Consider the following 16,203-nt stretch of genomic DNA (forward strand, 5'->3'; position numbering starts at 1 on the left):
AAGGGCCAAAAAGTTATTAACAATTTTAGCCCAAAAATTGAAAAAAAATATCTTAAATTTTGTTAAATACTGTCCTAAGGATGGGGAGTATTATAAGCCTCACATTTCTGGATAAGCTCCGTTGGAATGAAGATGGTGGCCTGCAGCTTATATTTTTCAAGCAAAGGAACCAAATACTGAAGATTGTTGAGGTAACCGTCATCAAACGTAAGAATGAGTTTATGTTTCAACTGACAGCCGGGCTTCAGGTCATTGAAAAATATAGTATTATAATTATTTTTAATATACCTGAGGTGTTCTTCCAGGTTTTCTGCGGATACGGTGAGCAAATCCCTACTGGTGATTTCTTTCTCCGGCAGAATTTTGTGATACATGAGAATACGGATGCTTTCTGTTTTTGAAAGGCCAAGCATCCTTTTAACAAATTTGAGCATGGTTATCTGAATTTTGCAATCCGTACGTTTATACTATAAAAGCTACTTACGGTTTATATAATTCTATTGTTTTTACTTATTGACTGATTTATTGCTATGAGTCTACATAAAAAGACATCTGTTACAATTTTCAAAATTAACTAAATATCAGGTGTGCCAGCTTAAAAAAAAAATTAAAAAACTAATAAAAACAGCTGAACAATGGATTATAAATCTAGATAAAGAAATCCGGATAATAGCAGCGAAAATACAAACAGAAACGAACGGACTATTTATAACCAAATGGAATTAAAATGAAAAGAAAACGAAAACAGCCGGCACAAAAAGTTGATGTTTGTCCGGCTGTTTTTATTTTAAGATCTTAAGGTGTTATTTGAACTTAAGAATTTCGTTGATCTTTATGTATTTCAGGAATGTGTAAAATGCTCCGGTAACAGATATATAAAATCCGGCCATACCATCCAGAAAACCTAGCTTGAAGAAATAAGTTTTCATAAAATCGAAGAAAGGGGAGAAAATAATCTTGAAAATGGATACTGTTTTTCCGTTAGAGATCTTTTTTTCTGCCATCAACTGTGTATAATTATTGATTTTTTCAATGTGATGGGCAATGCTTTTGTAGGTATAATGATCAATATTTCCCGGCAGTTTCCCTTTTTTATCCTGTGTTATAAAACACTCATGCACCAGATCATCAGTGTATTTCCCATGCCCTTTTTTAAAGAATCTTTCTCTCCATACGTTGCCCCAGCCACCATATTTAATGGTTTTCTTCAGCAAAATATTGTTGAAGTGGATTTCATAAACATTATAAGGGGGACTGGGATTTTGTAGGATTTCTTTAATGGCATTTACGGCCTCTGCATCCGGAACTTCATCGGAATCTAAAAACAATATCCATTCTCCTGAAGCTTCGGACAGGGTATAGTTCTTCTGACAGCCGAAGCCGTAGAATTTTTTTCGGATAAATTTTACCTTCGGAAACCCGGTACAAATTTCTTCGGTTTTGTCTGTGGAAAAGGAATCAACGACAATAATTTCATCAGCTATCTCATGGATACTCCTGATGCTTTTCTCAATGATCCTTTCTCCATTAAAAACAATATAACAGACTGATAACTTCATTAATGAAATTCTGTGATAGTTTTTTCAATGATTTTTACGCAGTCTAAAAGCTGCTCTTCTGTAATAACCAAAGGTGGTGCCAATCTAATGATATTTCCGTGGGTAGGTTTTGCCAGCAGACCGTTTTCTTTTAACTGCAGACATAAATTCCATGCTGTAGAGCTGTCTGGTGTGTCATTAATTAAAATAGCATTTAAAAGACCTTTTCCTCTTACTTTGGTAATCAGATTATTTTTTTCAATAATTTTTTCAATTTCAGCTCTGAAAAGCTGACCCAGATGTTCTGCTCTTTCAGACAATTTTTCATCGGCAACCACATCTAAAGCGGCTACTGCCACTGCGCAGGCAATAGGATTTCCTCCGAATGTGGAACCATGCTGCCCCGGCTTAATCACATTCATAATATGATTATTGGCTAATACCGCAGATACAGGATACATACCTCCTGAAAGGGCTTTCCCTAGGATCAGGATGTCCGGCTGCACATTTTCGTGGTGACATGCGATGAGCTGCCCTGTTCTTGCGATGCCGGTCTGAACTTCATCTGCAATGAACAATACGTTATGTTTTTTACATAGTTCAGAAGCATTTTTCAGGAAGCCTTCATCCGGAACATACACTCCGGCCTCTCCCTGAATAGGTTCCACCAGAAAAGCTGCAATATTTGCGGCTTCTCTGTTGAGCACTTCTTCCAGTGCTGTAATATCATTGTATGGAATTTTTATAAATCCGGGTGTAAAAGGGCCATAGTTCTGGTTTGCATCGGGATCATTTGAGAAAGAAACTATAGTAGTTGTTCTTCCGTGGAAATTATTTTCACAAACGATAATTTTAGCTGCATTTTCAGAAATTCCTTTTACTTCATAGCTCCATTTTCTGGCCAGTTTTACGGCAGTTTCTACAGCTTCAGCTCCGGAATTCATAGGAAGAACCTTATCGAATCCGAAAAGGGAAGTGATTTTCTGTTCGTATTCGCCCAGTTTTGAGTTGTAAAATGCTCTTGATGTAAGGGCAAGCTTTTGGGCCTGCTCTACCAGTGCCGCTACAATTTTAGGATGGGAGTGCCCCTGGTTTACAGCAGAATAAGCGGAAAGGAAATCATAATATTTTTTGCCTTCAACATCCCATACAAAAACGCCTTCTCCGCGGTCAAGAACTACCGGAAGAGGGTGATAGTTGTGTGCTCCATGTTTGTCTTCAAGGTCAATAAAATACTGTGAGTTTTTTGCTGTTGCTGCTGTTGACATATGTTTCGGTTTTCGACAAATTTAAGCATTATTAATGAGATGCATGAACAAAAACATAATGCAGTATATAGCAGTAATTAAAGTATATTTTAAGGTTTGTAAGTGCTGCATCAGAAAATATTTCTTTTGTGAATTAGCTGTGACAGGTTTTATATCTTTCGAAGATGATTTTGAGTTTTTTTATTGTTTTTCCTTTATTATCTGAAAAGATGATTGCTGTTTCAATGTGTTTTCTTTTGCCTCCGATTTATAGACAATAGTATGCTGAATTTTTTCCATTATTTTTTGTCTATGGCAGTATCAGGTTTGTGTATTATAAATAATAGGCAAAAAATTCTCTGAAAATTGAATACAGATCCCTAATTTCAAAGTACTCAGGGCTGGAGCTGGTTATATTGTTAAAGTGATGCTTTCTGAACAATTTTTTAATACGGGTCTGATGATAGTATTGAGAGACTGAAATGATACTTTTATACTTTAAGCTGTCTGCAATTCTTACTGAATTAATAACAGTTTTTTCAGTAGTATCACCATGATTGTCTGTAATAATTTTGTCAGAAGGAATTTTATTTTCAATCAGGTATTTCTTCATCTCACTTCCTTCCCAATATCCTTCTTTACCCAGGCCGCCGCTTACCAATATTTCTTTTACCTGTTTTTTTCTATAGAGTTTGATTGTCTCATCTAATCTGGCTTTCAATCTGGGAGACAGGGTTCCGTCTTCATTAACTTTATTGCCAAGCACAACTGCCAAATCAGCATTTTGTTGAGTATTGATTAACCCATCTGCCGTTATATAAATTGAATGGATGACAAACCATACCATTCCTGCAATAAAAATGTATTTAAAAATATTTTTCAACATAGATTTGTTTGCCGTTATTGCATTTTTACCTGTTTTCCGCTGTTAATGCTTTTTCGTTCTTGAGTTTCCGTGATATCTTCGCCTGCCATGATATTATTTTTTTGTATTGAAGCAATAATAATTCCTTTCTGTATTTATCTGTACATTTTCTCCTTAGACTCATTTTTTCTGGCAGGATGCTGCTTTAAAAATCGGATAATATAAATCTTATATCATCTTCGTATTTTTTGTAGAAATTAACCAAGACACTATTAGAATCAAAAAAGACAGAACGGTATTCCTTACGGTTTACCATTCTGTCTGCTGTTTTTTTCTTGAGGTAGGAATTACTTTTAAGATGTAGGCCATTCCGCTCTATAAGAAGAAGTACCCAGATCGATAAGCTCAGCGCTTACAATGAAGCTGATGTACATGCTGTTTTCATCTACTGCATCAAAGTCTACTTCGTGCTGAATTACGTATCCGTTTTCCCATTTCAAAGTAGTAAGTGTTCCTTCTTCGTGAGACTTGTTGAAGGTAACCTCTCCGGTTGTAGGTTTGTATTTTCCGTTAAGAAGACTTTCCAGAATGTCTGATTTTTCAGTTGCCTCTACTGTGATTTTGATCAATGCATTGGAAGGATCTGATGCTACTCTTCCTGATACATCTGTAGTACGGGATACACTGTAGTTAAGCTTTAATAACTTCTGTCCTTCACCGCCGTTGAATTTTAGAATTCCTCTTGAATTTCTTTCTGCCATGATTAGTAAATTTTAATTGTTAATATTTTGTGATTTGTTGTTTATATCACCAAAAATAGAAGTAATTATACAATCAGGAAAATTTTTTAAGGAAATTTGAAAAAGTGTCGTAATTCTTCTACTAACAAGTGTTAGGTTTTTTTATTTGTTAGTAATCAGTGGTTTATGAATTTAATATTAAAGATTTATTAACTCCTGTTGGGCAGAGAGTTTGAAAGGGTTTCCGGGAAATTAGTTCTACTTTTTGAAAAGATAAAAGCCTCAAAAATCTGAACATAAAAAAACTGCCCCGGAATGAGGCAGTTTAAAATGTATATACCAATAATCTTAGTGATTATCATATTTTCTGTCCATTACAAAATCCTCCATGAATTTTGTTGTGTAGTTTCCTGCCAGATAATCTTCATTATCCATCAGTTGTCTGTGGAAAGGAATCGTTGTTTTTACTCCTTCAATATAGAATTCTTCCAAAGCACGTCTCATTTTGGCAATAGCCTCATCACGGGTTTGAGCCGTAGTGATAAGTTTTGCGATCATTGAATCATAGTTGGAAGGAATGGTGTATCCGGAATATACGTGAGTATCCACTCTGATTCCGTGTCCGCCTGGGATATTTAATCCTGTGATTTTTCCCGGAGACGGTCTGAAGTCTGCATAAGGATCTTCAGCATTGATTCTGCACTCAATTGAGTGTAATTTCGGGTAGTAATTGATTCCTGAAATAGGAGTTCCCGCAGCAAGAAGAATCTGTTCTCTGATCAGGTCATAATCAATTACCTGCTCAGTAATAGGATGCTCTACCTGGATTCTTGTGTTCATTTCCATGAAATAGAAATTTCTGTGCTTGTCTACAAGGAATTCAATAGTTCCTACCCCTTCATATCCAATAAATTCAGCCGCTTTTACAGCCGCTTCACCCATTTTCTCACGAAGTTCATCAGTCATGAACGGAGAAGGAGTTTCTTCAGTCAGTTTTTGGTTTCTTCTCTGTACAGAACAGTCTCTTTCAGAAAGGTGACATGCTTTTCCGTACTGGTCGCCAGCAACCTGAATTTCGATATGTCTTGGCTCTTCAATCAATTTTTCCATGTACATTCCTCCGTTTCCGAAGGCGGCTACAGCTTCCTGAATTGCAGATTCCCAGTGATCTTTAAGGTCTTCAGCTTTCCATACAGCTCTCATCCCTTTTCCACCACCACCTGCAGTAGCTTTGATCATAACAGGATATCCTGTTTCTTCTGCTACTTTTACAGCATGCTCATAAGATTCGATCAGACCGTCAGAACCTGGTACACATGGTACTCCTGCAGCTTTCATCGTTGCTTTGGCATTGGCTTTATCACCCATTTTTTCAATCTGCTCGGGAGAAGCACCAATAAATTTGATGTTGTTTTTCTGGCAGATTCCTGAGAAATTAGCATTTTCAGAAAGGAATCCGTAACCCGGATGAATAGCATCAGCATTGGTAATTTCTGCTGCTGCAATAATATTAGGAATTTTAAGATATGAGTCTTTGCTCATCGCAGGGCCTATACAAACCGCTTCATCAGCAAATCTTACGTGAAGACTGTCTTTGTCCGCAGTAGAGTATACTGCAACGGTTTTGATACCCATTTCTTTGCAGGTACGTAAGATACGCATTGCAATTTCGCCACGATTGGCTATTAATATTTTTTTGAACATCTTTTTTAATTTGAAAATTAGATAATTTGAAAATTAGATAATGTTATTTTGAATGCAGAATTAAGTCTAACATCTAATGTCTAACATCTAACTTCTGAATTAAGATGGATCTACTAAGAATAAAGGCTGGTCATATTCTACCGGAGTAGCATCATCTACCAGGATCTTCACGATTTTTCCGCTGATCTCAGAATCAATCTGGTTGAATAACTTCATTGCTTCGATTACGCAAACTACTTTTCCTGCAGTAATTTCATCGCCCACGTTTACGAATACGTCCTTATCCGGAGACGGTTTTCTGTAAAAAGTACCGATCATTGGAGATTTGATAGCCACATATTTGCTGTCATCAGATGCTGCTTCAGCTTTTTCAACTGGTGCTGCTGCCGGAACTGCTGCTACAGGAGCGGGAGCAGCTGCCTGAGGAGCTGTGTGGTAAACTGCTGGCTGTGCATATACCGCATCGCTACCGGCTAATGGAGTTTTAATAGTGATTTCGAAATCTTTAGTTTTGTATTTTACTTCTGAAACTTCAGCCTTAGATACAAACTTAATAAGATTTTGTATGTCTTTAATGTCCATAAATTTGATATTTGATTTTGACCCAAAGATACCAAAAAAACATAAAAAACAACAAAAAACCGCCTAATTTTATCTAAATTGAGCGGTTTTTGTATTAAAATGAGGCTTTTTCAGCGAAAAAGCGACTCTTAGTTTTCTTCTGTAGTTGCTACTTCTTTTTCCAATACTACTTTACCTCTGTAATAAAGTTTTCCTTCATGCCAGTGAGCTCTGTGGTAAAGGTGAAGTTCACCAGTTGTTGCATCTTTAGCTAATTGAGGAACTACTGCTTTATAATGAGTTCTTCTCTTATCTCTTCTTGTGGACGACTGTCTTCTCTTAGGATGTGCCATTTTGAATAACTTTTTTAATTGATGAGCGATGAGATTCATCATCTCATCATATTTAAATTATTTTATTTAATTATTGTCTTTTAATTTTCTTAAGGCGTCCCATCTCGGATCGCTCTCATGTTCCTCTTCTTCGGACTCTTCAATATCTTTTGGACTGAACCTGTTCAGGATTTCCAGATCTTCATCGGTTACATTCGGTGAAATTTTTTTCATTGGTATGGAAAGCTGTACATTTTCATAAATCAGCTGAGCTACGTTGAATGCATGATCTGAGGCCGGTATAGTAATAACCTCTTCATTACTGTCATCATATTCCTCACCAAAATTGATCAAAATCTTAATCTCATGTTCCACAGGATAGTTGAATTCATCATTTGTGATATCACAAATAAGTTCCACAGTTCCGTGTATTTTGATCTCAAATTCTAAAAAAGTAGTATGCTTTTCAAGAAAAACATCTGCTGTTATTTTAGGATTTGTAAATTCCTGTTCAGTGTCAAATAATTGAAAGAACGCATTATCTATCTCAAATTTGAACACGTGCTTCCCGTTTTTGAGTCCGGAAAAGCTTACGTCATAGTTTCTTAACTTGTCCATAAAATGAGTGTGCAAAAATATGCAAATTTTTTATAATTACAAATAAAATACATAACAAATTAATTTAAAATTTGTTTTTAATAATTATATTTCGGGTTCATCAGGCAGATCTTCATCCACTCCGTTGTCAACAGCCATTTTTCTAGGCTGCATCCTGTTGGTCATCAGATCGTTATATTCGGTTCTGTTCCTGAAAATCTTGATAGCCGTGAAGATGGCTTCAGTAAAACTCTGCGCATCAGCTATGTTTTTCCCCGCAATATCATATGCCACTCCATGGTCCGGGGAGGTTCTGATAAATGGAAGTCCGGCTGTATAATTTACTCCTTCTTCATAAGCCAGTGTTTTGAACGGAGCCAGGCCCTGATCATGGTACATTGCTAACACAGCGTCAAAATTCCTGTATTTGCCCGGCTGGAAGAAACTGTCTGCGGGATAAGGCCCGAAAGCCAGAATTCCATTGTCTGAAAGCTCTTTTATGGCTGGTTCTATGATCTCGATTTCTTCCTTTCCGATCACTCCGCCATCTCCTGCATGAGGGTTTAATCCCAGCACTGCAATCTTCGGCTTCTGTACACAGAAATCTTCGATCAGCGTTTGGTTTAAAGCTCTGATCTGTTTTTTTATTTTTTCTTTGGAAATGTTTTCTGCAACACTGGCAATTGGAATGTGGTGGGTAGAAACAGCTACTTTCAGGTCTTCCGTAACCAGGAACATAAGCCCTTTTTTACTGAATTTTTCTTCAAAATACCCAGTATGTCCGGCATGTTTAAAGCCCATCTTTACCATTTCATCCTTATTGATAGGTGCGGTAACAAGAACATCAATGTCCCCTTTCATCAGGGCTTCCGTAGCCAGTTCAAGGGAATCAATGGCCATTTTGGTAGATTCTTCTGTGGGAACTCCCAATTCTACGTTCACATTTTCCTTGGTAAGGTTCACCATATTGAGTTTTCCTGCCTGAGCCTGTGATGCTTCATTGACGTAGTTGAAATTCAGATTCAGCTTGAAAATATTTTTCTGAAAGGTAAATAACTTTCCCGAGCCAAAAATCACCGGAGTGAAAAAATCCGTAATGGTTTTATCACTCAGGGACTTCATGATGATCTCCGGACCAATACCGTTAAAATCACCTATTGAAATTCCTACTCGCACTTTATGGTTTTTTGGGCTCATTTTGATTATCTTTGAAGATTATAATTTACAAATTTAGCAAAAAATAATATGTTCACAGGAATTATTGAAGCAGTTGGCGTTATTGAAAAGATTGAAGAAAAAGGAAGCAACATAGATTTCACATTAACATGCCCTTTTACGAATGAGCTGAAAATAGACCAAAGTCTTGCCCATAACGGGTGCTGCCTTACAGTTGTTGAAATTAAAGGAGATCAATATGTGGTAACGGCAATCAACGAAACCCTGGAAAAGACCAATCTTGGAAAATGGGAGACAGGTACTGTGATAAATCTTGAAAGATGCATGAAGATGGATGGAAGATTAGACGGACATATTGTGCAGGGCCATGTTGACAAGACAGGTGAAGTAACAGGAATTGAAAATAAAGACGGAAGCTTTTTTATTACTATCAGATACGAAGACAACGGTAATTTTGTAACGGTTCCGCAAGGTTCTATTACGGTGAACGGTATAAGCCTTACTGTGGCAAAAAGTGAAGATACGCAGTTTTCTGTAGCCATTATCCCGTATACCTGGGAATTTACGAATATGCAGCATCTGAAAATCGGAGATAAAGTTAATTTAGAATTTGACATCATTGGTAAGTATATTGCTAGGTTAATTAAAAAATAGGATGCCAATAAATAAATACAAAGGATACAGTTTAAGGAACCGGGTGTTTTTCGGGTTTCTGCTTGTATGTTTTTTAAGTGTTGTGGCTACATCGCTGGTTCCCTATTTTGTATTAAGGAATAATTCCCTGCAGCAGAGCAATATTGACATGCAGGAGAAAACCAACGCGGTGATGAGATATCTGGATTATGCAGTAAGCCGGACTCTTGTTGAAACAAAAGACCTGCCCCAGGTTCTGGGAAACAAGATCTTCGAGATAGCAGATATCAACCAGCATGATATTGTCATCTACGATCTGAAGGGAAATTACCTTCTTTCCAATAATGAAAGCCTTATTGACCAGAAAACAATCCCGATTAATATTGTTAATAAAATTCTCTCCACAGATTCCAGGGTAGATATTAAAGGCTACGACAAAACGAAAGATGCAGGCCGTACCTCGTCTTATCTCCTTTTAAAGAATAATGAGCTTGAGCCTATAGGAATTGTATATATTCCTTTGTATCATAATGAATCTGCATATCTTGATGTTCTTCATCAATACATAAAATACATCCTTTTAGTAGATATTTTCCTGATTCTGTTCAGTGTCTGGATAAGCTGGGTAACTTCCAACAGTCTGGCAAAAAATATCACCAAATTCTCTGATATGATTACCCGTATTACATTATTTGAAAATGAAATGCGTCCAATCAGATATTATAAAAATGATGAGCTTAATGCATTGGCAAGAGCTTATAACAGGATGATCCTACAGATTCAGGACCAGAAGGAAAGGCTGCGTTTCAAAGCCTCGGAAGAAGCCTGGAGAGAAATGGCAAAACAGGTAGCCCATGAGGTGAAGAATCCTCTTACCCCAATGAAACTGACCATTCAGAATTTTGAGAGAAAATTTGATCCGGAAGATCCGAATATCAGGGAAAGGGTAAAGCTGATGAGCAAAACGATGGTAGACCAGATCGACCTGATTGCTACAGTAGCATCTGCTTTCTCAGAATTTGCAAAACTTCCTGAAAAAAATAATGAGGTCATTAATCTGAATACAGAAGTGGAGGATATTCTGCGTGTCTTCAATGATGACAGTATCTTCATGCATTCCAATAAAGCGAATATTATGATCAATATGGACAGGATCTACCTTTCCAGGATCATTACCAATCTCGTGACCAATGCAAAACAGGCGCAAAGTGATGAACGTAGGCTGATCATTAATGTAGATGTGGAACAGCATCAGAGAAGGGTAATGATTTCCGTACAGGACAACGGAATCGGGATTCCTGAAAATATGTATGAAAGAATCTTTGAACCTAATTTTACCTCTAAAAACAGTGGTATGGGACTCGGGCTTTCCATGGTAAGAAAGATGATCGAAGATTACAAAGGAGAGATCGCTGTGAAATCAGAAGTAGGGAAGGGGTCTACATTTACCATTACATTACCTACAAATTTATAGTGAAGCCTTTCAGATTTAAACATTTTGAAATTCAGCAGTCAAAAAATGTCTTCCGTGTAGGAACGGATGGGGTGTTGCTCGGTGCTTTAGCTGATGTGGAAAATAATGCTTCGGAAGTTCTGGAAGTCGGAACGGGAACAGGGCTGATCTCTTTGATGCTTGCCCAAAGAAACCCGGATGCATGCTTTCTTGGACTTGATATCAATGAAGATGCAGCATTGCTCACCAAAACCAATTTTGAACATTCTCCTTTTCATTCAAGGCTGAAAAATATTCATCAGGACCTTAAAACTTTTGAAGCAGGAAGAAAATTTGATCTGATTGTCTCAAATCCCCCTTATTTTGAAGAATCTGATTCGGATAAGGATAAATTGGCTCGCCAAACTGTAGAATTGAATTTCAAGCAACTTATTGAAGCTTCCGTAAGACTGCTGTCTGATCAGGGAATATTGTCTGTTATTATTCCTGCTGAAGCGGGAAGTGGGTTTGTTGAAACAGCTTTGAAAAACCGGTTGTTTTTAAACCGTAAGATTGATATCAAAGGTATTGAATATTCAAAAACGAAAAGATTAGTTCTTGAATTTTCCTTTACAGAAAAAGAGATTGAAGTGTTTGATTTTGTGATAGAAAAAAGTCCGAGACAATACTCGGACCAATATCTTGAACTCACAAAAGAGTTTCATGTCTTTAAAAAATAAGGATTAAAAAGCTCTGAATTTTTTAATCTTTTAATCCTTGAATCATTTAATTTTTATTCAAATAATTCTGCAGTATCCAGCACGGAAACTTTTCCGTCCTCACATCTGATTGCTTCTCCCGGGAAGTTCTGGATCATATGGTAATCATGCGTTGCCATTACTACTGCAGCTCCGTTTTCAAGGGCTACCTGCTTCAGAAGGGTCATGATTTCGTTGGATGTTTCCGGGTCAAGGTTTCCTGTAGGCTCATCAGCAAGGATGAGGTCAGGATGGTTCAGTAGGGCTCTTGCAATAGCGATACGCTGCTGCTCTCCTCCGGAAAGTTCGTGCGGCATTTTGTGCTTTTTGCTTTTCATGTTCACGCTTCCCAAAACTTCATTGATACGGTCTTCCATTTTCACCTTATCTTTCCATCCTGTTGCTTCAAGAACGAATTTTAGGTTTTTCTCAACCGTTCTGTCGGAAAGAAGCTGGAAGTCCTGGAATACAATTCCCAGTTTTCTTCTCAGGTTAGGAATATCAGAAGGTTTAAGCTTGGCAAGTTCAAAACCTACTACGGCTCCATGTCCTGATGCTAAAGGAATATGTCCGTAAAGCGTTTTCAGAAGAGAACTTTTTCCGGAACCTGTCTTCCCGATAAGGTAGCAGAACCTGCCTTTTTTGATATTAAGATTAACATCAGAAAGTACAGTGAAATTTTTTTGCGCAATTTTTGCGTGCTGTAAGCTTATAATATTATCTCCGGAGATATTTGTATGCGGCATAATTCAATTTTATGGGGCTATTTCTAAAATATTTTTTCAGATCTTAAAAATAGAAAAAAGAAGCTTAAAAACCTTAAACTTTAGGAAATTTTAACAACAAAAAATGCCTGAAAAGCTACTTTTCAAGCATAATTTGTATATGATAATTCGAGATATTATCTCTTAGCGCGTGCTGCACTAACAGTTAAACTCTTTCTGCCTTTAGCTCTTCTTGCTGCCAAAACTCTTCTTCCATTTGGCGTAGACATTCTTTCTCTGAAACCGTGTTTGTTTCTTTTCTTTCTCTCTGATGGCTGGAATGTTCTTTTACTCATTACTATATATTTAAATCGTAATTAATCTATTAATTTTCAGGTTGCAAAGATATATAAATTTTTAAAAATTACAAACTTTACGTATCTTTTTTTAGAAATTATTTGAAATGCTTTTGATCCCGATATGAACAAAGTCTCCCTGGAAACCAAATTTTGTGTAAATAAATAATATGCAGATGATTTATTTAAAAGCTCTATCTTTGGAAACTCAAATTTAAAGAAAAATAAACACAAGATGTTTACACCAGCAGAACTTTTAGATATCAATACATTACTTACGCCTGAAAACAAAATAGTAATCCTTACCCACTATAATCCGGACGGGGATGCTATAGGTTCCAGCCTGGGTTTGAAACATTACCTGGCGGCAAAAGGAATTCCGGCTGAAGTAATTGTTCCGAATGATTTTCCGAAATTTCTGAAATGGATGCCGGAATCCAAAAAGGTGATTATTGGAGAATACAAAAGAAAATATGCATTTGATCTGATCAGCGGAGCAGATGTGATCTTCTGCCTTGATTTTAATTCTCCTTCAAGAATAGGATTGCTGGGGGAATGGCTGATCAAATCCAGGGCTAAGAAAATTCTTATCGATCATCACCAGCAGCCTGAAAAATTTGATTTTGTATATTCAGATACGGTAATTCCTGCCACTTCACAGATGATTTATCATTTTATAGAAGAAATGAATGATGAGAAGCTGGTTAATCAGAATATGGCAGAATGTCTTTATACCGGAATCATGACGGATACAGGAGGCTTCCGCTTCCGCTCCACAAGTGCAACAACCCACAGAATTATTGCCAATTTAATAGAAAAAGGAGCTGATCCGTCTGTGATTACTTCAAATACCTGGGATACCAATACTGTTTCCCGTCTTCATCTTCTTGCTCTTGTGCTTGGAAGGATAGAAGTGGTAAACGACGGTAAGGTAGCTGTGCTGTCTCTTACAAGAAACGAGCTGAAAGAATTTGGATTCCAGAAAGGTGATACGGAAGGTTTTGTAAATTACGGACTAAGTATTGCGGGAGTAAAAATGGCGGCTTTCTTTATGGAAGACTTATATGATGATTTTATTAAGATCTCTTTCAGAAGTAAGGATGATGTGGATGTAAACCAGTTTTCCAGAAAATATTTTAGCGGTGGCGGGCATATTAATGCAGCGGGTGGAAAATCCAATGAATCTCTGTATGATACTATCGAAACCTTTAAGAAAAGACTGGAGGAAGAGGAATTATAAGCAACAGGAAAGATTGGGAACACAAAACGTAGTATTTTAAACCCGGATACGCTCAAGCCCTAAGACCCTCATACACTCAAACCCTTGGTATATCCTTTACTTTCGAGTTCTTCACAGGTATACTCATATACTTCCTGAAACATAACGTCGAGATTTTTCTTGCTGAATAAGCTGAATTTCGTCATTTTGGGAGGGTCCAGAAAAATATCACAGGATTTAACTTTGGAATAAACCGATTTTGCAATTGCTAAATGGAGAATCCTGTCGAATTCCTTCATCAGGCTCATCTTTTTCAGTTCATCGTAGCTTATTGAGTTAACATGGGATGCAATTAGAAAATCACATTTGTCAATAATAGGTTCTATAGGAAGGTTGTCTAAAACTCCTCCGTCAACATATATTTTCTCACCTATTCTTACAGGAGGTAAAACAAAAGGGACACTTGATGAGGCCAGAAGTGGACCGAAAAGCTCGCCTTCCGAAAAGAAATCTACAATTCCATGGGTCATTTCTGTAGCTGTAACGTAAACAGGGATTTTCAGAATCTTAAAATCATTCTCAGGAAAATGATCATTAAAAAGTTTTAAGATGAAATTGGAGCTGAAAATACCATTTTTGGAAAGCTTCAGATAAGACCTTGAGAAAAATGTAGTGTACTTTACAATGTCCATCATCTCGTCCGGCGATTTTCCAAAGGAATAGAAGGCTCCTACAATAGAGCCGGCGCTGGTTCCTGAAATGATATGGGGTTTCAGATTGTATTCTTCAAGTGCTTTCAGTACTGCGATATGGGCAATCCCGCGCATACCTCCGCCGGAAAGTGTAAGGCCGATAACTGGTGGTGTCTTTTTTTTGAACGAGAATAAACCCATTGAAAACTATTAATCTCCACTAAGATACAAGAATTTTTGACATGCATCGAATAAGATGATGACTGCCGTATGGTTTACAGGACTAATTTTTTGGGTAAGTTGTGAAGAAGCTCAGTGTTGATAATCTCGGCACAGATCCCCGGTTTTTCCCAGTGTCCGTTGTGCCCGCAATCCAGAATATAAGATTTTATATTGGTTCTGTCCGGAAGATGTTTGATCATGGTATCTGTTTTTACGGCATTGTCGTGTTTTCCTGCCAATACTAAAATTTTAGCTTCCAGGTTTTCCATGATATGTTTTTTATCCGTTCTTTCCACCATACCTTTTACACAGGCAAGAGCGCCCATATTATTGGTAGAAAGAGCTGTTTCCAGTGCCGTTTCAATTTTTCCTTCCAGGATATCTCTTTCATTGGGGTTGAACAGATTCGGAACTCCGGCCCGGGCGTAATGGGCAAAAGCATCTTTGATAATCCTGTAACTTTTGATCCGTTGCTGTTTTTTCTCCTCATCGTCAGGGAAGTAAGTGGAAAAGAATAGGGTAAGACTTTTAAGGGCTTCCGGGTATTTTTCCGCAAAAGCCAGTGAGGTGTAGCCTCCCATTGAGTGACCTAAAAGGTGTATTTTAGTCAGATTTTCATAGTCTAAAACTTTTTTCACTTCATCAGCCATCAATTCCATCGTGTGAACCTCTGCTAAGATATCGGATTGCCCATGACCGGGAAGATCTATTTTCAGCAGTGAAAAATGATCGGAAAGATGAGGTTCCATATCACTCCAGATAGAAAGATTTTCCATAAAGCCGTGAAGCAGTACTAAAGTTTCTTTTCCGTTTCCTTTTCTTTCAAAGTTCAGCATAATCTCAGATGTTTCTTCAAATTTAAATAAAAAAAGAGCATTGTAAAAATGCTCTTTCATATTACTTGGTTAATTCGGTATAAACCTTCTTTTCCCAGGGTTTTATATCTGTAATGCCGTATCTTTCTTTTTTAGAGATCGCGATATTGTCCAGGATGTCTACAAAGTTCTTATAATTGGCTTCATCTGTCGGTTTTACAATAACAGTAAAGTTTTCAGGTATTGGTGCATTTCTATAAGCATCAGAAATGATTTTGGAAATTTTCACCCCGCTGAAATCTGTTTCTTTCAGATTTCCTGTATTCAGATCCTTTTCATTGCTCTGGTGGTAAAATACCCTGTTGTCTTTTCCAAGGATAAATGTAACCTGATTTTTTTGATCAACCACAGGTCCGGAAGGCGGATTGCCTTTTCCGGGAAGTCCCAGATCCATTACATTAGGTTTTGTAAAATTGGTAGTAAACATAAAGAATGTGATTAATAAAAATCCTAAGTCTACCATCGGAGTCATATCAACTCTTATTAATTTTTTTCGTTGTTTGCTTCCTCCCTGTTTTTCTTGTGCAATTACTTCAGCCATAATTAATATTT

At 37.2% G+C, this 16,203-nt stretch carries 19 protein-coding genes; 4 read left to right on the forward strand and 15 right to left on the reverse strand.

Annotation, left to right across the window (positions count from 1 at the left end):
* Positions 1–74: 74 nt before the first annotated feature.
* The 10 genes from HNP36_RS18755 to pdxA form a co-directional block, all read right to left on the reverse strand.
* A complete protein-coding gene (locus HNP36_RS18755) occupies positions 75–434 on the reverse strand; it encodes a polysaccharide deacetylase family protein (RefSeq protein WP_184167566.1) in 360 nt (119 codons plus the stop codon).
* A 369-nt stretch (positions 435–803) separates the two neighbouring features.
* A complete protein-coding gene (locus HNP36_RS18760; RefSeq protein ID WP_184167568.1) occupies positions 804–1,559 on the reverse strand; it encodes a glycosyltransferase family 2 protein in 756 nt (251 codons plus the stop codon).
* Complete coding sequence (gene rocD, locus HNP36_RS18765; protein ID WP_184167570.1) at positions 1,559–2,806, reverse strand: ornithine--oxo-acid transaminase; 1,248 nt, start codon at positions 2,804–2,806, stop codon at positions 1,559–1,561. Before rocD ends, HNP36_RS18760 begins: the two co-directional genes overlap by 1 nt.
* Before the next feature lie 313 nt (positions 2,807–3,119).
* Entirely contained in the window at positions 3,120–3,671 is a 552-nt protein-coding gene (locus tag HNP36_RS18770; RefSeq protein ID WP_184167572.1) for a YdcF family protein, read from the reverse strand.
* A 332-nt stretch (positions 3,672–4,003) separates the two neighbouring features.
* Positions 4,004–4,411 (reverse strand): type VI secretion system tube protein TssD, encoded by a 408-nt coding sequence (gene tssD / locus HNP36_RS18775; RefSeq protein ID WP_184167574.1) that lies wholly within the window; start codon positions 4,409–4,411, stop codon positions 4,004–4,006.
* 327 nt (positions 4,412–4,738) lie between these two features.
* Complete coding sequence (gene accC, locus HNP36_RS18780) at positions 4,739–6,094, reverse strand: acetyl-CoA carboxylase biotin carboxylase subunit (protein ID WP_184167577.1); 1,356 nt, start codon at positions 6,092–6,094, stop codon at positions 4,739–4,741.
* A 99-nt stretch (positions 6,095–6,193) separates the two neighbouring features.
* Positions 6,194–6,676, reverse strand: coding sequence for an acetyl-CoA carboxylase biotin carboxyl carrier protein (accB, locus tag HNP36_RS18785; protein ID WP_184167580.1), 483 nt, complete (start codon positions 6,674–6,676; stop codon positions 6,194–6,196).
* Between the two features lie 128 nt (positions 6,677–6,804).
* On the reverse strand, positions 6,805–7,008 hold the full coding sequence (gene rpmF, locus HNP36_RS18790; protein WP_007843326.1) for a 50S ribosomal protein L32: 204 nt from the start codon (positions 7,006–7,008) through the stop codon (positions 6,805–6,807).
* A gap of 66 nt (positions 7,009–7,074) precedes the next feature.
* Positions 7,075–7,605 (reverse strand): YceD family protein, encoded by a 531-nt coding sequence (locus HNP36_RS18795; protein ID WP_184167583.1) that lies wholly within the window; start codon positions 7,603–7,605, stop codon positions 7,075–7,077.
* Between the two features lie 84 nt (positions 7,606–7,689).
* A complete protein-coding gene (gene pdxA / locus HNP36_RS18800) occupies positions 7,690–8,781 on the reverse strand; it encodes a 4-hydroxythreonine-4-phosphate dehydrogenase PdxA (protein WP_184167586.1) in 1,092 nt (363 codons plus the stop codon).
* A 48-nt stretch (positions 8,782–8,829) separates the two neighbouring features.
* Here pdxA and HNP36_RS18805 point away from each other — a divergent pair, with 48 nt between their 5' ends.
* From HNP36_RS18805 to HNP36_RS18815, 3 genes are read left to right on the forward strand one after another with little or no spacing between them, the layout of a single operon-like run.
* Complete coding sequence (locus HNP36_RS18805) at positions 8,830–9,414, forward strand: riboflavin synthase (protein WP_184167589.1); 585 nt, start codon at positions 8,830–8,832, stop codon at positions 9,412–9,414.
* Position 9,415: 1 nt separating this feature from the next.
* Entirely contained in the window at positions 9,416–10,867 is a 1,452-nt protein-coding gene (locus HNP36_RS18810) for a sensor histidine kinase (protein ID WP_184167592.1), read from the forward strand.
* The gene (locus HNP36_RS18815) at positions 10,867–11,565 is read left to right on the forward strand and encodes a tRNA1(Val) (adenine(37)-N6)-methyltransferase (protein ID WP_184167595.1); all 699 of its coding nucleotides are present in this window, start codon (positions 10,867–10,869) and stop codon (positions 11,563–11,565) included. Before HNP36_RS18810 ends, HNP36_RS18815 begins: the two co-directional genes overlap by 1 nt.
* A 53-nt stretch (positions 11,566–11,618) precedes the next feature.
* On the opposite strand, the gene HNP36_RS18820 is transcribed toward HNP36_RS18815, so the two are convergent.
* Together HNP36_RS18820 and rpmH are read right to left on the reverse strand one after the other, a co-directional pair.
* Positions 11,619–12,329 carry a cell division ATP-binding protein FtsE gene (locus HNP36_RS18820; protein WP_184167598.1) on the reverse strand — a complete coding sequence of 237 codons (711 nt, stop codon included), beginning with the start codon at positions 12,327–12,329 and terminating at the stop codon, positions 11,619–11,621.
* A gap of 155 nt (positions 12,330–12,484) precedes the next feature.
* Complete coding sequence (gene rpmH, locus HNP36_RS18825; RefSeq protein ID WP_034701860.1) at positions 12,485–12,643, reverse strand: 50S ribosomal protein L34; 159 nt, start codon at positions 12,641–12,643, stop codon at positions 12,485–12,487.
* Between the two features lie 235 nt (positions 12,644–12,878).
* Here rpmH and HNP36_RS18830 point away from each other — a divergent pair, with 235 nt between their 5' ends.
* On the forward strand, positions 12,879–13,883 hold the full coding sequence (locus tag HNP36_RS18830) for a DHH family phosphoesterase (protein WP_184167601.1): 1,005 nt from the start codon (positions 12,879–12,881) through the stop codon (positions 13,881–13,883).
* Between the two features lie 68 nt (positions 13,884–13,951).
* Here the strand turns inward: HNP36_RS18830 and HNP36_RS18835 are convergent, their stop codons facing one another.
* The 3 genes from HNP36_RS18835 to HNP36_RS18845 form a co-directional block, all read right to left on the reverse strand.
* Complete coding sequence (locus tag HNP36_RS18835) at positions 13,952–14,755, reverse strand: patatin-like phospholipase family protein (RefSeq protein WP_184167604.1); 804 nt, start codon at positions 14,753–14,755, stop codon at positions 13,952–13,954.
* 74 nt (positions 14,756–14,829) lie between these two features.
* Positions 14,830–15,612: an alpha/beta fold hydrolase gene (locus HNP36_RS18840; protein ID WP_184167692.1), complete on the reverse strand. Its 783-nt coding sequence runs from the start codon at positions 15,610–15,612 to the stop codon at positions 14,830–14,832.
* Positions 15,613–15,673: 61 nt separating this feature from the next.
* Positions 15,674–16,192 carry a biopolymer transporter ExbD gene (locus tag HNP36_RS18845; protein WP_184167607.1) on the reverse strand — a complete coding sequence of 173 codons (519 nt, stop codon included), beginning with the start codon at positions 16,190–16,192 and terminating at the stop codon, positions 15,674–15,676.
* Positions 16,193–16,203: the final 11 nt, after the last annotated feature.

This window comes from Chryseobacterium shigense, from assembly GCF_014207845.1.
Lineage (GTDB): Bacteria > Bacteroidota > Bacteroidia > Flavobacteriales > Weeksellaceae > Chryseobacterium > Chryseobacterium shigense_A.

Bases quoted from the DNA above. Each gene is read 5' to 3' on its own strand.
- HNP36_RS18755 (WP_184167566.1), bottom strand. From the start codon at position 434: ATGCTCAAATTTGTTAAAAGGATGCTTGGCCTTTCAAAAACAGAAAGC.
- HNP36_RS18760 (WP_184167568.1), bottom strand. From the start codon at position 1,559: ATGAAGTTATCAGTCTGTTATATTGTTTTTAATGGAGAAAGGATCATT.
- rocD (WP_184167570.1), bottom strand. From the start codon at position 2,806: ATGTCAACAGCAGCAACAGCAAAAAACTCACAGTATTTTATTGACCTT.
- HNP36_RS18770 (WP_184167572.1), bottom strand. From the start codon at position 3,671: ATGTTGAAAAATATTTTTAAATACATTTTTATTGCAGGAATGGTATGG.
- tssD (WP_184167574.1), bottom strand. From the start codon at position 4,411: ATGGCAGAAAGAAATTCAAGAGGAATTCTAAAATTCAACGGCGGTGAA.
- accC (WP_184167577.1), bottom strand. From the start codon at position 6,094: ATGTTCAAAAAAATATTAATAGCCAATCGTGGCGAAATTGCAATGCGT.
- accB (WP_184167580.1), bottom strand. From the start codon at position 6,676: ATGGACATTAAAGACATACAAAATCTTATTAAGTTTGTATCTAAGGCT.
- rpmF (WP_007843326.1), bottom strand. From the start codon at position 7,008: ATGGCACATCCTAAGAGAAGACAGTCGTCCACAAGAAGAGATAAGAGA.
- HNP36_RS18795 (WP_184167583.1), bottom strand. From the start codon at position 7,605: ATGGACAAGTTAAGAAACTATGACGTAAGCTTTTCCGGACTCAAAAAC.
- pdxA (WP_184167586.1), bottom strand. From the start codon at position 8,781: ATGAGCCCAAAAAACCATAAAGTGCGAGTAGGAATTTCAATAGGTGAT.
- HNP36_RS18805 (WP_184167589.1), top strand. From the start codon at position 8,830: ATGTTCACAGGAATTATTGAAGCAGTTGGCGTTATTGAAAAGATTGAA.
- HNP36_RS18810 (WP_184167592.1), top strand. From the start codon at position 9,416: ATGCCAATAAATAAATACAAAGGATACAGTTTAAGGAACCGGGTGTTT.
- HNP36_RS18820 (WP_184167598.1), bottom strand. From the start codon at position 12,329: ATGCCGCATACAAATATCTCCGGAGATAATATTATAAGCTTACAGCAC.
- rpmH (WP_034701860.1), bottom strand. From the start codon at position 12,643: ATGAGTAAAAGAACATTCCAGCCATCAGAGAGAAAGAAAAGAAACAAA.
- HNP36_RS18830 (WP_184167601.1), top strand. From the start codon at position 12,879: ATGTTTACACCAGCAGAACTTTTAGATATCAATACATTACTTACGCCT.
- HNP36_RS18835 (WP_184167604.1), bottom strand. From the start codon at position 14,755: ATGGGTTTATTCTCGTTCAAAAAAAAGACACCACCAGTTATCGGCCTT.
- HNP36_RS18840 (WP_184167692.1), bottom strand. From the start codon at position 15,612: ATGCTGAACTTTGAAAGAAAAGGAAACGGAAAAGAAACTTTAGTACTG.
- HNP36_RS18845 (WP_184167607.1), bottom strand. From the start codon at position 16,192: ATGGCTGAAGTAATTGCACAAGAAAAACAGGGAGGAAGCAAACAACGA.